Here is a 16,630-nt window from a genome sequence, read left to right as displayed (position 1 = left end):
ATGACATATAGTTTGGGAGGGGGAAAAGAAGTGGCAACAGATCATTCATTACGTTTTTCATTAAAAGAATCTGTTTGGTTCCAAAAAGGACAGGAAGTCGAAGAACTTTTGTCAATTTCGTTAGATCCAGACGTTGAGATAGAAGAGCTTGATCATGAAGTTATCGTGAGAGGGCAATTAGATTTAACGGGAGAGTATGTTGCGCGGCAAGATGATTCGGCTTATTCATTAAGAGATCTATCGCCAGCGAAGTCAATTGATTATGTAGAAACAAGGGAAGATGGGGTTAATGAACTTGTTCATTCCTTCCCGCTTGAAATATCAATTCCGAGAAACCGTGTGAAAGTAATTGAAGAACTATATGTATCTATTGAGGAATTTGATTATGAATTAAAGGAAAATGGTTGCTTACAATTATTAGCGGATATATCTATCACTGGTTTATGTGATGAAGAAAGAATCGAGGATGAAGAGGAAGAAACGGCGTATGCTGAGTTAGAAGATGATTCAGTACAAGAGGATGAAAATAGACCTGCGCCGCACGTAGAAGAACCAGTCTATAAGGAATCAGATGAGTGGGAAGATTACGCATTTGAACCGTTCCAACTAGAAGAAAGAAAAGAGCAGAGAGTAGAAGAAGAGGAAATAGAAGAACATGAATTTGTAGAGCGTGAAGAAGAGAAAGAAACAACGCCGCAATTTGAATTGTTCGGAAGAAAAGATTTCAAGAAAGAAAAAGCGAAAAAACAAGAAGAGCAAGAAGAAGAAACGTATTCACAGCGAGATGAAAATGCGCTGTATTTAACGAAATTATTTACGAAGGAACCGGAAGAAGAATTTACAAAGTTAAGAATGTATTTCGTGCAAGAAGGAGATACGATCGAATCTGTTGCAGAACGTTATGAAACGTCTGTACAAAACTTATACCGTGTCAATCAAACGGAAGATATATATTTAACTACAGGACAAATTATTTATATTCCTGTTTCAAGAGCAAAAACGAAATAAGTGAGTGTTTTCACTCACTTATTTTTCTAAAGGCTATGTTTTGAATAGAAAGGGTTATTCGTATGGATATGGAATTACGAAATCGCTATGAACCCATTGTAAGGCAATATAGATTGGATACACAGCATATGGAAGAGCACGGAAGTGTAACGAAAATTTACACGAATCAAGGTCCGTATGCGCTCAAGAAAATAGAAGGCAGGAAGTTAGAGCGGAATAACTTTCTTCATCATATTCAATATTTGAAGGAGAAAGGTTTTTCAAATTATGTACCTATATACCATGCGACGGATGGAAATTATATTTTAAGTGACGGGACGTATAATTATTATTTAATGCCTTGGTTAGAACGTGCGGAAGGCAACGGCGAGGATAATGATCAATACCATAAAATGTTCCAAACTCTCGGAACATTACATCAAAAAACGGTGAAAGAAGAAACGTATACAGAAGAAGATTTAGAAAAACATTATACAAATATATCCGATCGCTGGGAGAATGATGGTGAGATGTTAGAAGAGTTCCTCGTAGAATCTGAAGCGAAGTGGTATATGTCTCCGTTTGAATTGCAATATTGTACGTACTATCATCATGTAATGAGGGCGCGTGAGTTTGCAACGAAGCAATTAACTGAGTGGAACGATGCGATGAAAGAAAAAGAAAAAACACGTATTACTTTTGTGCATGGTAACGTATCACTTAATCATTTCTTATTTGATTATGAACGGAACGGCTATTTTATTAGTTTAGAAAAATCGAAGTTTGCAACACCGGTGCAAGATATAGTAGGGTTTTATTCTCGGTCTTTAAACACGTATCCAATTGCGCGAAGTGATCGGTTTGAATGGTATCAAATGTACCAAAAAAATTTCCCTTTTACGAAAGAAGAGCAACTACTCATGTTTGCGTATATGACGTATCCATCGCAATTTATTCGGCAAATCCAGTCTTATAAGAAAAGAAGAGAGAGTCGTAATGGGGAAAATGAACTTCTCGGAGTAAAGAGCTTGCAACAATCGCATTGGCTCGTTAGTAATATAGAATATTTCCTTTCGCAATTACAAGCTGCCCAGCAAGGGAACGGATAAAAAGATAAGTAGTGTCTCTACTTATCTTTTTTTTTTCGTTTGCTCGAAAAGACGTAGTATGAAATTTATCTTGACGAATAGGGTTTCGTTTTTTACACTATTGTATATAATAATTAACAATCATATAAATGCCTTGAAGGGGAAGAGTATAACAAGAAACGTCTTCAGAGAGGAGAATCATTAGCTGGGAGATTCTCTAGATAGTTATGTTAGAAGGTAGCCCTGGAGCATCTTTTCTGAACGGAATAGTTCTCATTAGGAAAAGACGGATTTGTCCGTTATCAAATTAAGAGTATAAGCAAATTCTGAATTTGTTTGTAAATAAAGGTGGTACCGCGATGTCCCTCGTCCTTTTTTGGATGAGGGACATTTTTTATTTTAAGGAGGGAAAATAATGTCAAACACGGAAAAGAATTTACCAACTAAATATGATCATATGTCCGTTGAAGAAGGCCTTTATCAGTGGTGGCTAGAAGGCAAATATTTCGAAGCAACAGGAGACGAGAAGAAACAACCGTATACAATTGTAATTCCACCTCCGAACGTAACTGGTAAGTTACACTTAGGTCACGCTTGGGATACAACTCTTCAAGATATTTTAACTCGTACGAAGCGTATGCAAGGTTACGATGTATTATGGCTTCCAGGAATGGACCATGCGGGTATCGCAACACAAGCGAAAGTAGAAGGGAAACTTCGTGAAGAAGGTATTTCACGTTACGATCTTGGCCGTGAGAAATTCCTTGAAAAAGCTTGGGAGTGGAAAGAAGAATACGCTTCTCACATTCGTCAACAATGGGGGAAAGTTGGTTTAGGACTAGACTATTCTCGCGAACGTTTCACATTAGACGAAGGTTTATCTGATGCGGTTAATAAAGTATTCGTTCAATTATACGAAAAAGGCTTAATTTACCGTGGTGAATATATTATCAACTGGGACCCAGCAACACGCACAGCCCTTTCTGATATTGAAGTAATTCATAAAGAAGTTCAAGGTGCATTCTACCATATGAACTATCCATTAACAGATGGTTCTGGCCATATTCGTCTTGCAACAACTCGTCCAGAAACGATGCTTGGTGATACAGCAGTAGCGGTTCATCCAGAAGACGATCGTTACAAGCATTTAATCGGAAAAACAGTTACACTTCCAATCGTAGGCCGTGAGATCCCGATTATTGCTGATGAGTACGTAGAAAAAGATTTCGGAACAGGCGTTGTAAAAATTACACCAGCTCATGATCCGAATGACTTTGAAGTAGGTAACCGTCATGACTTACCACGTATCTTAGTAATGAACGAAGATGGATCGATGAACGAAAAAGCTGGTAAGTATAACGGTATGGATCGTTTTGAATGCCGTAAAGCGTTAGTGAAAGATTTACAAGAAGCGGGCGTATTAGTAGAAATCGAGCCTCATATGCATTCAGTAGGTCATAGTGAGCGTAGCGGTGCAGTTGTTGAGCCTTACTTATCAACACAATGGTTCGTAAAAATGGCTCCACTTGCTGAGAAGGCAGTAGCGCTTCAACAAAAAGAAGAAGAGAAAGTAACGTTCGTACCAGAGCGTTTCGAAAACACATATTTACGCTGGATGGAAAATATTCACGACTGGTGTATTTCTCGTCAATTATGGTGGGGACACCGCATTCCAGCTTGGTATCATAAAGAAACTGGTGAAGTATACGTAGGTACAGAAGAGCCAGCAGATATTGAAAACTGGAATCAAGATAACGACGTACTTGATACATGGTTCAGTTCAGCGTTATGGCCATTCTCAACACTTGGCTGGCCAAATGAAGATGCAGTAGACTTCAAACGTTACTATTCAACAGATGCACTAGTAACGGGTTATGACATCATCTTCTTCTGGGTATCTCGTATGATTTTCCAAGGTTTAGAGTTTACAGGCGAGCGTCCATTTAAAGATGTATTAATTCACGGTTTAGTTCGTGATGAGCAAGGACGTAAAATGAGTAAATCTCTTGGTAACGGCATTGATCCAATGGATGTTATCGAGAAGTACGGTGCAGATGCAATGCGCTATTTCTTATCAACAGGAAGTGCACCAGGTCAAGATCTACGTTTCAGCATGGAAAAAGTAGAATCTACTTGGAACTTCATTAATAAAATTTGGAACGCATCACGTTTCGTATTAATGAACATGGATGATATGAAGTATGAAGAAATCGATTTAACTGGTGAAAAATCAGTTGCGGATAAGTGGATTTTAACTCGCTTAAACGAAACAATCGAAAGCGTAACGCGTAACATGGATAAATATGAGTTCGGTGAAGCTGGTCGTTCATTATACAACTTCATTTGGGACGATTTCTGTGACTGGTACATTGAAATGGCGAAACTTCCACTATACGGTGAAGATGAAGCTGCTAAGAAAACAACTCGTTCAATTTTAGCTTACGTATTAGACCAAACAATGCGTCTATTACACCCATTCATGCCATTCGTAACAGAGAAGATTTGGCAACATTTACCGCATGAAGGCGAATCTATTACAGTAGCAGCATGGCCAACAGTTCGCGAAGATTTACAAGATACAGAAGCTGCGGCAGAAATGCACCTTCTAGTTGATATCATTCGTTCTGTTCGTAACATCCGTGCAGAAGTTAATACGCCAATGAGCAAAAAAGTTCAAATGCAAATTAAAGCAAAAGATGAGGATGTACTTGCTCAACTTACAAAAAACAGCTCTTACATTGAGCGTTTCTGTAACCCAAGCGAATTAATAATTCAAACGGATTTACAAGCGCCAGAAAAAGCAATGACTGCAATCGTATCAGGTGCAGAGTTATTCTTACCGTTAGCTGATCTTATTAATCTTGATGAAGAGAGAGCACGTCTTGAGAAAGAATTTGAGAAGTTCGACAAAGAAGTAGAACGTGTACAGAAGAAACTTTCAAACCAAGGTTTCGTAGCGAAAGCTCCTGCAGCAGTTATTGATGGAGAGCGTGCGAAAGAGCAAGACTACCTAGAAAAACGTGAAGCAGTTCGCCAACGTCTAGCAGATCTTGAAAAGTAAAATATTTTTTAGAGGCTCACTATATTGGTGAGTCTCTTTTCTTTGCGTATAATAGGAGTATAAAGGTTGTCTTTTGAAAGGGGAAAGCATACGTGATACATACATACGAAGAAGCGATAGGGTGGATTCATAGCCGATTGAAGTTTGGTATTAAACCAGGATTAGAAAGAATGAGATGGATGCTAGAAGAGCTCGGAAATCCAGAGCGTCACATAAAATGTGTTCATCTTGCTGGTACAAATGGAAAAGGTTCAACGTTAACATATATGCGCTACATGTTAGAAGACGCAAAGTATAAGGTAGGGACATTTACCTCTCCGTATATTGAAACATTTAACGAACGTATTAGTGTGAACGGGACACCAATTGCAGATGAAGAGATTACTGAACTTGTAAAGATGGTAAAGCCAATCGTTGAAAAACTAGATGAGACGGATTTAGGGGAAGCGACTGAGTTTGAAATTATTACTGTTATGGCAATTTGTTATTTCGGTAAAGTTAATTTCTGTGATGTTGTTTTATTTGAAACAGGGCTTGGAGGGCGCTTTGATTCTACGAATGTTATTCATCCTGTTCTCACGATTATTACAAATATCGGCCACGATCATATGCATATTTTAGGTAATACACTAGGAGAAATTGCATATGAAAAGGCGGGGATTATTAAGTCTGGTGTTCCAGTTATTACTGGTGTACAAGATGAGGAAGCATTGCAAGTCATTCAAAAGGTTGCAAAGGAAAATCATGCAAACTTATACGAGATAGGGAACCACTTTACAGCGTTACATAAACAGTCTAGCGAAGATGGAGAACAGTTCGATTTCACTTGTCCTTTCGCCTTTTTTGAAGATGTGCGAATTTCAATGAAAGGCAATCATCAAGTAGGAAACGCAGCACTTGCGCTTATGGCAGTCATGTATGTGAAAACATATTTATCATTTTTAATTGAGGAAGAAGAAATCCGAACGGGATTACAGGAAGCGTACTGGGTTGGGCGCTTTGAAAAACTGCAAAGTAAGCCAGATATTATTATAGATGGTGCTCATAACCCAGAAGGTATCGAAAGTCTTGTGAAAACGGTAGAATCACATTACAAAGATAAAAATGTAATAGTTTTATTTACTGCCCTTGGTGATAAACAATTGCATAATATGGTAGGTCAATTAGAAACCGTCGCCGATGAAATTATTTTTACAACATTCGCATTTGATCGTGCTATTTCAGCAGGTGAGCTTGCATCGTACTCAAAGAAAGAGTCAAAATTAGTTTTTGAAAATTGGAAAGAGGCAATTGATACGAAGGTTGAAATGATTGGAGAAAATGATGTTTTTATCATAACTGGTTCTCTTTATTTCATTTCGGAAGTTCGAAAATATATTCGCGAGAAAAACTAGATAGTCTTTGCTATCTAGTTTTTTTGTTCTACAAATGAAGCCAAATGCATACATATAAGATAAATATATAGGGTTATTTGGCGAATTCCTCTGACAAATATCTCGTTTTTTTGCGAAGTGAATATGATATGATGCGGACAACGATAAGAGGTGAGGTGTGAGTGTATGGACAAGCAATCACGAACGATCTCAGTGAAAGTGAATGGAACAGAAGCGAAGTATGAGGAGAAGAAGAAAGATGAATTTGAATGGATGGTAGTAGAAAGTGAAAGACCGAAAAATGTTGTTCCGTTTCAAAAAGCGAAATTAGTGTCTGCGGAAAAAAAACGAAAGAAGTGGAGCAATACGTTAATTGCAATCGTTGCAACTGCAATTGTTATTGGTACGGCGTTTGGGATGGGAATGCTACAGTTACTTACAGGACAGGGGGCGACAGGAGGAAGCGGAGTAACAGCTTCGAAGCAGATACAAAATGAAGAATCAAAGGTGGGTGGAACGGCGGAACAAACACCAGCACCGAATGAGGGAAAACAAAAAGCACAAACAGGAACGTCATTAGATCCAATGAAATTATTTTATGTTCAAGGAGGGGTTTATTCTTCCGAAGAAAAGGGACAGGCCGCTCTTGAAGAGTGGAAAGGTAATGGAGGCGTTGCAGCTTTAAAACCGAGCGGTGATAAGTATGCATTAGTTGTTGGTATTGCTGGCGATGAACAGGGCATAAATCAATTAATGACGCAGTATAAAAATGATAATGTCTCCGTATTGAAAAAGAACTGGGATATAACAGATAAAGTGTTACTTAAAGAGGATAAAGAAGTTGGTGCGTTCTTAACAAAAGTACAGCCATTATATACTCATTTAGCAAAATATGCTTCTAGCGTACAAGCTAGTGCAAAAAGTAATGCAAAAGATATAGGTGCGATTGAAAAAGAGTGGAAAGCAATTGAAAAAGAAGGGAAAAGTATGAAGCAGGAAGAAGCAAAGAAATTGTATATGTATACGTCAGTAGCTGTACAAACAGTGAAGGATGGAAAAGGTGATAAGGAATCTTTGGCGAAATTAAATCAAGTTATTATTGATGGTATACTTTCATATGAAAAAATTGTTTCCCAAAAGGTGAATTAATAGGATAATGAAATGACGAAGGAAGAAGTATAGGTACTTCTTCCTTTTCTTATGAATTTAGAGCAAAGTGCTTTCTCTATGGCAGGACTATAATCGTATTTTAGTAAAGAAGTATTATTTTGCTTAGAGAAAATAATATTTCTATCATTTGTGGACAAACTATTCCTTTGATACGATTGATATAAATTGTTCTGCTTCATGTGAGAAAGGAAGGAGAAAATATGAGAAAAATTATTTTAGCTTCAGGATCACCTCGCAGGAAGGAATTGCTTGAGTTAGCTGGTGTACCATTTAAAATCGTTGTAAGTGAAGTAGAAGAGACGATTGGTGCGTACTCATCACCTTCGGATATCGTTATGTCCCTTGCCTTGCAAAAAGCATCTGCGGTAGCAGAAACGAATAGTGATCACGTTGTGTTAGGTGCAGACACAATTGTTACGTATGATTCGCGTGTTCTTGGAAAGCCTTCTAATGAGGCTGAGGCGAAAGAGATGTTACAATTATTATCAGGGAAAACACATGAAGTGTATACTGGTGTTGCAATTATAGCAAAAGATAAAACAGTCACTTTTTATGAGCGTACAGAAGTTACGTTTTGGGAATTAACAGAAGAGGAAATTGACGCATACGTTGCATCAAAAGAGCCTCTTGATAAAGCAGGAAGTTATGGAATTCAAGGTAAAGGATCTATTTTTGTTCAACATATTCAAGGGGATTACTATAGTGTAGTCGGTTTACCAATTTCACGTCTTGTTCGGGAATTAAAACAATTTAATAATGATATAACCCATGCGTAAAATTGCATGGGATTTTCTTTGAGAGAACAAATAAAGGGGTGGAGAAATGAACGGTATTCGTGATGTTGCCAAAGAAGAACAGCCACGGGAGCGTTTATTGTTAGAAGGAGCTGGAAGTTTATCGAATCGGGAGCTTCTTGCAGTGTTACTCAGAACAGGTTCTAAAGAAGAAACAGTTTTAAAGTTATCAGATAAAATTTTACATCACTTTGACGGTTTACGTATGTTGAAAGATGCAACGTTAGAAGAGCTTGTCAGTATACATGGGGTTGGCATTGCGAAGGCAACCCAACTTATGGCTGCTTTTGAACTCGGTAGAAGAATGGTGCGTTTAGAATATCAAAATAGATATAGCATTCGAAGTCCAGAGGATTGCGCGAGATATATGATGGAAGAAATGCGTTTCCTGCAGCAGGAGCATTTTGTATGTTTATATTTAAACACAAAAAATCAAGTTATACATAGGCAAACAATTTTCATTGGAAGCTTAAACACATCAATTGTACATCCACGGGAAGTTTTTAAAGAAGCGTTCCGCCGTGCAGCAGCCTCTATCATATGTCTTCATAACCATCCCTCAGGAGACCCCACGCCGAGCCGAGAAGATATTGAAGTAACAAAACGCTTAGTAGAATGCGGCCGGATTATCGGAATTGAAGTGCTTGACCATATTATAATAGGCGACCATAAATTCGTGAGTTTAAAGGAAAAAGGTCATATTTAAGACTATGCTTTTTACTTATTTTGTTTTATAATGTGATTTATGAGTTTTTTGTAGAAATTTATCTACAAGAAGGATAAAGATATAAAAAACGTACTGTTTTTATAATATAAAGTAAGAAAAAATGAGTCCGTGAAAACAAGAAAGGAAGATAAATAATATGTTTGGATTTGGTGGCTTTACTCGCGATCTTGGAATAGATTTAGGAACTGCGAACACGCTTGTATATGTAAAAGGAAAAGGTGTAGTTTTACGTGAACCTTCAGTAGTAGCGTTACAAACTGATACGAAACAAATTGTTGCTGTAGGTAGCGATGCAAAACAAATGATTGGTCGTACACCAGGAAACGTTGTGGCACTTCGCCCAATGAAAGACGGTGTAATTGCTGATTACGAAACGACAGCAACAATGATGAAATATTACATTCAACAAGCTCAAAAATCAAATGGATTCTTCTCACGTAAGCCTTACGTAATGGTATGTGTACCATCTGGTATTACAGCTGTAGAAAGACGTGCAGTAATTGATGCGACTCGTCAAGCTGGTGCTCGTGACGCTTATCCAATTGAAGAACCATTTGCAGCAGCAATTGGTGCAAACTTACCTGTTTGGGAACCAACTGGTAGCATGGTTGTTGATATCGGTGGTGGTACAACAGAAGTTGCAATTATTTCTTTAGGTGGTATTGTAACAAGTCAATCAGTTCGTGTTGCTGGTGATGATATGGACGATTCAATCATTCAGTACATTAAGAAAAGCTACAACTTAATGATCGGTGAAAGAACAGCTGAAGCATTAAAATTAGAAATCGGTTCTGCAGGCGAGCCAGAAGGTATTGAGCCTATGGAAATTCGCGGTCGTGATTTAGTAAGTGGTTTACCAAAAACAGTACTAATTCAGCCAGAAGAAATTGCAGATGCATTAAAAGATACAGTAGATGCAATTGTAGAATCTGTTAAAAATACGTTAGAGAAAACTCCACCTGAATTAGCGGCAGATATTATGGACCGTGGTATCGTATTAACAGGTGGCGGAGCATTACTACGTAATTTAGATAAAGTGATTAGTGAAGAAACAAATATGCCAGTTCTTGTTGCAGAAGACCCATTAGATTGCGTAGCAATTGGAACGGGTAAAGCATTAGACAATATCGATCTTTTCAAAACTGCTGCTCGATAATATTGCAAAATAAAAATCAATGAAATTAAGAGGGTGTGAACGTGCCACAGTTTTTCTTAAACAAAAGATTAATTGTTTTGTTAGTTAGTATTATTCTTCTCGTGGCATTGATTGGAATCTCATTGAAAGAACGGAACAGTTTAACATGGCCAGAGCAGTTTGTTAAAGACACTGTCGGTGTTGTAGAACGTGTATTCCAAAAGCCAGCGAAATACGTAGCTGGATTCTTCGAAAATGTAGAGGATGTAAAGCGCACGTATGAAGAGAATAAAGAATTAAAAGCAAAATTAGATAATTATGCAGACCTATCAGGGAAAGTAAAACAATTAGAAGATGATAAAAAGAAGTTACAAGAGTTAACTGGTAAAAAAGAGTTGCCTAGTGATTATACTGAAATTCCATCTACTGTCGTTTCTCGTAACCCAGATAAATGGTACGATTTAGTTGGAATTGATAAAGGGGCACAGCAAGGAATTAAAAAAGATATGGCTGTAGTGACTTCACAAGGTTTAGTTGGACGAGTGAAAAGTGTATCTCAGTTTACATCATCAGTAGAATTGCTAAGCTCTATGAGCCGAACAAATCGTGTTTCTGCTATCGTACAAGGGAATGAGAAAATCTTTGGATTAATTGAAGGTTACGACAAAGAAAAGCACTTACTTCTTTTCACAAAGATTGGCTCTGAAGCTAAGGTAGATAAAGATCAACTAGTTGTAACATCTGGACTTGGTGATATTTTCCCGAAAGGTCTTGTAATTGGAACGATCGTTGATGTTCAGCCGGATCCATACGGCTTAACAAAAACAGCTTATGTAAAACCGGCCGCTGATTTGAATGACGTAGAGCATATTATGGTTGCTAAACGTGCAACGCCTTCAGCGCCATTAGAATAGGAGGGGGAGAAGAGATGATGAAGATTCTAAAAAGAGCAGCTCTTCCTCTTTTGCTCCTTTTTGTTTTTCTATTTGAAAATATGTTTGCTACTATTGTTCCAACAGAGGTTTTTTGGAAAGACAGTATAGCAGCACCTCATTTCTTTATAATTGTGTTATGTTTTATTACTGTGTACTATAGTCCGGTCCAAGGGATTTATTACGGACTATTATTTGGTTTCTTATTTGATACCGTATACACAGAACTTGTCGGTATATATATTTTTGCGTATCCGATTTTAGCTTATTTAGTTTATAGTGTGATGAAAGTACTACAATTGAATTTATTTATTGTTGCTTCTATCGTACTAGCTAGCATAGTAGCACTAGAGTATTATGTGTATGGATTTTTAACTTTGTTAGGACGTACTCATATGTCAGCGTATGTCTTTTTCACAGATCGTCTCCTGTCTACTTTATTGCTAAATGCAATTTTCTTATTGATAGTTTGTTTCCCACTGAGACGATATTTAGTGCGTCTTTCAAAAGCGATGGAAGAAAAAGAAAAAAGGATTTTCTAATTTTATGTCGAATTGAATCGGTGGGGTGAACTTTAGTGGAAGAAAAAAAGCAACAAAATGTAACAATAAAAGGGACAAAAGACGGAATAACGCTTCATTTAGATGATTGTTGTTCATTCTCTGAACTGTTAAAGGAATTGGATGAAAAGCTTTCTACTCATTACTATGAAGGTGATGGGCGCTCTTTAATTGAAGTGCATGTGAAAGTGGGAAATCGTTATTTAACAGAAGTCCAACAAGAAGAGATTCGTACGTTAATTCGTAATAAAAAGAATCTTGTTGTGGATTCAATTGAAAGTGATGTTATAACGAAAGCGGAAGCAATAGCTTGGAAAGAAGAAACAGAAATTGTCCCTATTTCCAAAATTGTTCGCTCTGGACAAGTTTTACATGTAAAAGGAAATTTATTGTTAATTGGAGATGTTAATCCAGGCGGAACGGTTATCGCTGGGGGGAATATTTTTGTCATAGGATCATTAAGAGGAATTGCACACGCTGGGTATTATGGGGATTCGGATGCTGTAATCGCTGCATCTGTTATGAACCCGATGCAACTTCGAATTAGTGATGTGGCAATGCGGGCTCCGGAAGAGAAAGAAGACGGAGCGGAGGCGGCAGAATGTGCGTATATTAATGAGAACAATCACATTGTTGTCGATCGACTGCAACTTCTCACTCATCTTAGACCTAATTTAACAAAGTTAGAAAGGGGAATTGTATAGCTGTGGGAGAGGCAATAGTAATTACATCTGGAAAAGGCGGAGTAGGTAAAACTACAACGTCTGCGAACATTGGTACAGCCCTAGCGTTATCTGGAAAGAAAGTGTGCTTAATTGACACAGATATCGGTCTTCGAAACTTAGACGTAGTAATGGGGCTGGAAAATCGTATTGTATTTGATCTTGTTGATGTCGTTGAAGGGCGTTGCCGTTTACCTCAGGCTCTTATTAAAGATAAGCGTTTTGATGATCTTTATTTATTACCTGCAGCACAAACGAGTGATAAATCAGCGGTAACACCTGAACAAATGGATGAATTAATACAAGTATTACGTCAAGATTATGATTACATATTAATTGATTGTCCTGCGGGGATTGAGCAGGGATTTAAAAACGCGGTAGCTGGTGCGGATAAAGCAATCGTTGTTACGACGCCAGAAGTATCCTCAATGCGCGATGCGGATCGTATTATCGGGCTTTTAGAAAAAGAGGATATTGAACCACCAAAACTTGTTATTAATCGTGTGCGTAGTCATATGCTTCATGAGCAGGATATGTTAGATGTTGATGAAATCGTACGTACATTGTCAATCGAGCTTCTTGGTGTTGTCGAGGATGATGATGAAGTTATTCGTGCTACAAATACAGGTGAACCTGTAGCGTTGCAACCGAGCGGAAAAGCAGCGTTAGCTTATCGTAATATTGCAAGACGCTTGTTGGGTGAGAATGTACCATTGCAAGCATTTGGACAAGAAAAGTTATCGGTATTTACAAAGGTGAAAAACTTCTTTGGAATCCGTTAAAAGCACTTCGCACATATGCGAAGTGCTTTCTTTTTTCTTCGCACGAATATCTTCCTTTCTTAGCTCATACATATGTACAAACTGTATACAACTGTTTCTATTTAAATTAGCTTAACGAAAGAAAGGAGACAGTATGAAGAATAGACGTGTAGAAGAAATTAAAAAACGGATTGCGAAAAGGAAGGCAGAGCAAGAAAGGATGGAGGAAGAGCAGTATTTTGCTGGAGGGAATTTTGATAGTGAAACAGTATTTATTGAAGATGGAGAAAAGGAAATTCATCCTTTATTTCGAAAAGAAGTATTTTTCTTCAAAGTTTTGTTATCAGCAATATTAGTTCTTTCTGTCGCTATTTTATATAAGAATGCACCCTCTTCGTTTGACGGTGCTAAAGCTGTTACAGAAAAAGTGATGAAAGAAGAATTTCAGTTTGCTACTGTAGCGAAATGGTACGAAAAGCAGTTTGGAAAACCGCTCGTATTTTATTCACCTACTGAGAAAAAAGAAGGAACCGTTCAGCAAAAAGATTATGCAATTCCTGCTTCTGGAAAGGTGATGCAAGGGTTTCAAAAAAATGGCCAAGGTGTATTTGTTCAAACAGCTACAAATGCAACTGTTGAGTCAGTGAATGAAGGGCTAGTTGTTTTTGCAGGCAAGAAAGAGGAACTTGGTAATACAGTTCAAATTCAGCATGCAGATGGAACAGAATCATGGTATGCGAATTTAAATGACATGTCAGTGAAATTATATGATTACGTTTCAAAGAAACAAAAAATTGGAACGGTGAATAATGATGCAAATAATAAAAATGGTAAGTTTTATTTCGCGATAAAAAAGAATGAAAAATTTATTGACCCGATTCAGGTGATTTCATTTGATTAAATATAGAGAAGTTTTAACGAAGATTTCTGTGCATCCGTTGTTTTGGGTTATTATTGTCATCGGTATTTTTACGGCACGTTTTAAGGAGTTACTACTGTTATTTTGTATCGTTCTCATTCATGAACTTGGGCATGCGTTTGCGGCGGCACATTATAATTGGCGTATTAAAAAGATTCAACTTTTACCGTTTGGTGGTGTGGCTGAGCTTGAGGAACATGGGAATAAGTCATTGAAAGAGGAGCTTGTTGTTGTAATTGCAGGACCTATTCAACATATTTGGATGATGGCAGTAGGTTATATATTGTTTGAAACTGGTTGGCTAGGTGCGGATTTATATTATTTCTTTATGTGGAATAATATAATTATTTTAGCATTTAATTTACTGCCTATTTGGCCGCTTGATGGCGGGAAAGTATTGTTTAACGTATTATCATATCGTTTTCCTTATTTACAAGCACATGAAAAGATGATGAAATTATCATGTGTTTTTTTTAGTGTAATACTAGTGTGGCAGTTACTTTGGAATAGTAACAATATTATGATGTGGGTACTACTCCTATTTTTAGCGGTGTCGTTATATCAAGAATGGAAACAAAGACGTTATGCCTTTATGCGTTTTTTATTAGAACGATATTATGGGAACAAAAGAGGAATTGAAAAGATTGCACCCATTGAAGTGCAATCAGAAGATCATTTATATAAGATCTTCACAAAATTTCGTAGAGGGTATAAGCACTCTATTATCGTCCATGGAAAATATAAAGAACATTATACATTGGATGAAAATGAATTGCTTTATGCGTATTTTACTGAAAAACGAACAACTTCATCTGTCGAAGAATTAATCGGTTAGTGTTGACGATAGCACTAACCTTTTATTATTGTAAAAGCAAAGAAGATTATAAAGCGAGGAAAGAATTTTGAAAACGTTATATATGAACTACGCAGGATCGGAAAAACGCGTTGCAATTGAAGAGAAGAAAAAAATTGTTGAATTTTTATGGAAACGAAATGAAGAACAAGAGATTGTTGGGCATATTTATGTTGGACGTATCGTAAGAACGATTGCTGGAATGAACGCAGCTTTTGTAAACATCGGTTTAGAAAAACATGCGTATCTTTCATACGATGATGTGCCGTCTTCTTATCGTATACATGAAGGGCAGGCAGTACTCGTACAAGTTGTGAAAGAGGCAATTGATACGAAAGGACCGAAATTGACAGCGAACATAGAATTTACCGGGAAATATGTCGTTTATATGCCATATGATGAAATGCGTGCCGTTTCTCGGAAAATAAAAAACAATAAAAGAAGGCAGCAATTACTCCAAATTGAAGTAGAAGGGACAGGTGGGTACATTTTCCGTTCTGCTTCTGAAAAAGGAGAAATTGAAGAAATACAGGCTGAAATGCAAAGATTACAGCAGCTATATGAAGAGTTAAAAAGAAAAGAGGGCCAAGGAAAGGCACCGTTACTACTTCATCGACCGGCGACCTTTTTAGATCGTGTATTTCAAGAGAATCCAATTGAAACGATTGAAAAAGTAGTTGTAGATACAAGAAGTATTGTAAAAGAATTAGAAGAAAAAGTCGGAAAAGAAAAAGTATCTTTTTATAATGAAAAATCTTCAATGTTTAACCATTTTGGAATAGAGCGTGAGATCGAGAAAGCACTTCAAAAAATAGTGTGGCTCCCGAATGGTGCGTATTTAATTGTGGAACAAATGGAGACGATGACTGTAATTGACGTGAATACGGGCAAGTTTACTGGAAAACAGAATTTACAAGACACAGTCCTTCGTACAAATGAGGCGGCAGCTGAAGAGATTGCACGACAATTAAGACTGCGCGATATTGGCGGTATGATATTAATTGATTTTATTAATATGAAAAGAAGAGAAGATAAAGAAAAGGTAAGAGAATGTCTCATGGCTGCTATACAAAATGATCGCACATATACAAGGGTACTCGGATTCACAGAGTTAGGGATTTTAGAGATGACACGTAAACGTAAAAAACATTCTTTACGCGACGTATTACTAGAAGAATGTGTACCTTGCAAAGCGACGGGGTATGTGATGTCATATGAGACAATTGCGTATGAGTTAGAGAGAGAGCTAATTACATATGGCGATATAGAGGATGAGGCAGTATTAATCGCTGCACCTAAAGAATTACAAAAACAATTTTTGCAAAAAGAATTACAAAAAAATATTCCATTTGAAATTTATTTCAAAGATGATATGATCGAAAAGTATGCAATTGTCCGTTTTGGAAGTAAAAAAGAAATTGTAGAACGGAAAAAATAGTTATTAGAACATTTATTGACAACCGTCTATGATTCATGATAACATCTTTATGTTATAGTTTATAGCACCTAAACGGCTATATGCTACAACCGCACAAGACAGGTTCCCTA

Annotated in this window: 15 protein-coding genes and 2 other annotated features (1 of these 17 running past the window's edge); all 15 genes read left to right on the top strand. The window is 37.2% G+C overall.

Translation table 11 applies throughout. The annotated features are described in order from the left end of the window. Positions 1 to 30: 30 nt before the first annotated feature. The 15 genes from spoVID (at position 31) to ACTFOB_RS05120 (ending at position 16,520) form a co-directional block, all read left to right on the top strand. A complete protein-coding gene (gene spoVID / locus ACTFOB_RS05190; RefSeq protein WP_440024880.1) occupies positions 31 to 1,008 on the top strand; it encodes a stage VI sporulation protein D in 978 nt (325 codons plus the stop codon). Positions 1,009 to 1,070: 62 nt separating this feature from the next. Continuing rightward, on the top strand, positions 1,071 to 2,096 hold the full coding sequence (gene ysxE / locus ACTFOB_RS05185) for a spore coat protein YsxE (RefSeq protein WP_440024879.1): 1,026 nt from the start codon (positions 1,071 to 1,073) through the stop codon (positions 2,094 to 2,096). A gap of 124 nt (positions 2,097 to 2,220) precedes the next feature. Beyond that, positions 2,221 to 2,452, top strand: a binding site (T-box leader). A 38-nt stretch (positions 2,453 to 2,490) separates the two neighbouring features. Further along, positions 2,491 to 5,136, top strand: coding sequence for a valine--tRNA ligase (locus ACTFOB_RS05180; RefSeq protein WP_151633472.1), 2,646 nt, complete (start codon positions 2,491 to 2,493; stop codon positions 5,134 to 5,136). 92 nt (positions 5,137 to 5,228) lie between these two features. After that, positions 5,229 to 6,530 (top strand): bifunctional folylpolyglutamate synthase/dihydrofolate synthase, encoded by a 1,302-nt coding sequence (locus tag ACTFOB_RS05175; RefSeq protein WP_440024878.1) that lies wholly within the window; start codon positions 5,229 to 5,231, stop codon positions 6,528 to 6,530. 165 nt (positions 6,531 to 6,695) lie between these two features. Continuing rightward, entirely contained in the window at positions 6,696 to 7,658 is a 963-nt protein-coding gene (locus ACTFOB_RS05170; RefSeq protein WP_440024877.1) for a stage II sporulation protein B, read from the top strand. Positions 7,659 to 7,879: 221 nt separating this feature from the next. Next, positions 7,880 to 8,455 (top strand): Maf family protein, encoded by a 576-nt coding sequence (locus ACTFOB_RS05165; RefSeq protein ID WP_151633478.1) that lies wholly within the window; start codon positions 7,880 to 7,882, stop codon positions 8,453 to 8,455. A 46-nt stretch (positions 8,456 to 8,501) separates the two neighbouring features. Then, positions 8,502 to 9,179, top strand: a complete 678-nt coding sequence (gene radC / locus ACTFOB_RS05160) for a DNA repair protein RadC (protein ID WP_440024875.1) — start codon at positions 8,502 to 8,504, stop codon at positions 9,177 to 9,179. A 157-nt stretch (positions 9,180 to 9,336) separates the two neighbouring features. After that, positions 9,337 to 10,356 carry a cell shape-determining protein MreB gene (gene mreB, locus ACTFOB_RS05155; protein ID WP_000466737.1) on the top strand — a complete coding sequence of 340 codons (1,020 nt, stop codon included), beginning with the start codon at positions 9,337 to 9,339 and terminating at the stop codon, positions 10,354 to 10,356. A 41-nt stretch (positions 10,357 to 10,397) separates the two neighbouring features. Beyond that, positions 10,398 to 11,249, top strand: coding sequence for a rod shape-determining protein MreC (gene mreC / locus ACTFOB_RS05150; RefSeq protein ID WP_440024874.1), 852 nt, complete (start codon positions 10,398 to 10,400; stop codon positions 11,247 to 11,249). A gap of 14 nt (positions 11,250 to 11,263) precedes the next feature. Further along, a complete protein-coding gene (gene mreD / locus ACTFOB_RS05145; RefSeq protein WP_440024873.1) occupies positions 11,264 to 11,809 on the top strand; it encodes a rod shape-determining protein MreD in 546 nt (181 codons plus the stop codon). Positions 11,810 to 11,844: 35 nt separating this feature from the next. Further along, on the top strand, positions 11,845 to 12,531 hold the full coding sequence (gene minC / locus ACTFOB_RS05140) for a septum site-determining protein MinC (RefSeq protein WP_440024871.1): 687 nt from the start codon (positions 11,845 to 11,847) through the stop codon (positions 12,529 to 12,531). A 2-nt stretch (positions 12,532 to 12,533) separates the two neighbouring features. Continuing rightward, complete coding sequence (gene minD, locus ACTFOB_RS05135; RefSeq protein WP_440024870.1) at positions 12,534 to 13,331, top strand: septum site-determining protein MinD; 798 nt, start codon at positions 12,534 to 12,536, stop codon at positions 13,329 to 13,331. A gap of 133 nt (positions 13,332 to 13,464) precedes the next feature. Beyond that, complete coding sequence (spoIVFA, locus tag ACTFOB_RS05130; protein WP_440024868.1) at positions 13,465 to 14,211, top strand: stage IV sporulation protein SpoIVFA; 747 nt, start codon at positions 13,465 to 13,467, stop codon at positions 14,209 to 14,211. Next, entirely contained in the window at positions 14,204 to 15,064 is an 861-nt protein-coding gene (gene spoIVFB, locus ACTFOB_RS05125; RefSeq protein WP_440024865.1) for a stage IV sporulation intramembrane metalloprotease SpoIVFB, read from the top strand. Before spoIVFA ends, spoIVFB begins: the two co-directional genes overlap by 8 nt. Before the next feature lie 67 nt (positions 15,065 to 15,131). Then, a complete protein-coding gene (locus tag ACTFOB_RS05120; RefSeq protein ID WP_440024864.1) occupies positions 15,132 to 16,520 on the top strand; it encodes an Rne/Rng family ribonuclease in 1,389 nt (462 codons plus the stop codon). 77 nt (positions 16,521 to 16,597) lie between these two features. Continuing rightward, positions 16,598 to 16,630 (top strand) — a sequence feature (ribosomal protein L21 leader region); it runs 45 nt beyond the window's last position.

Source organism: Bacillus cereus group sp. MYBK79-1 (assembly GCF_051915365.1).
In the GTDB taxonomy this organism is placed as follows: domain Bacteria; phylum Bacillota; class Bacilli; order Bacillales; family Bacillaceae_G; genus Bacillus_A.
The sequence above is the reverse complement of the archived record's forward strand: the minus strand, read 5'-3'. Positions and strand labels throughout refer to the sequence as shown.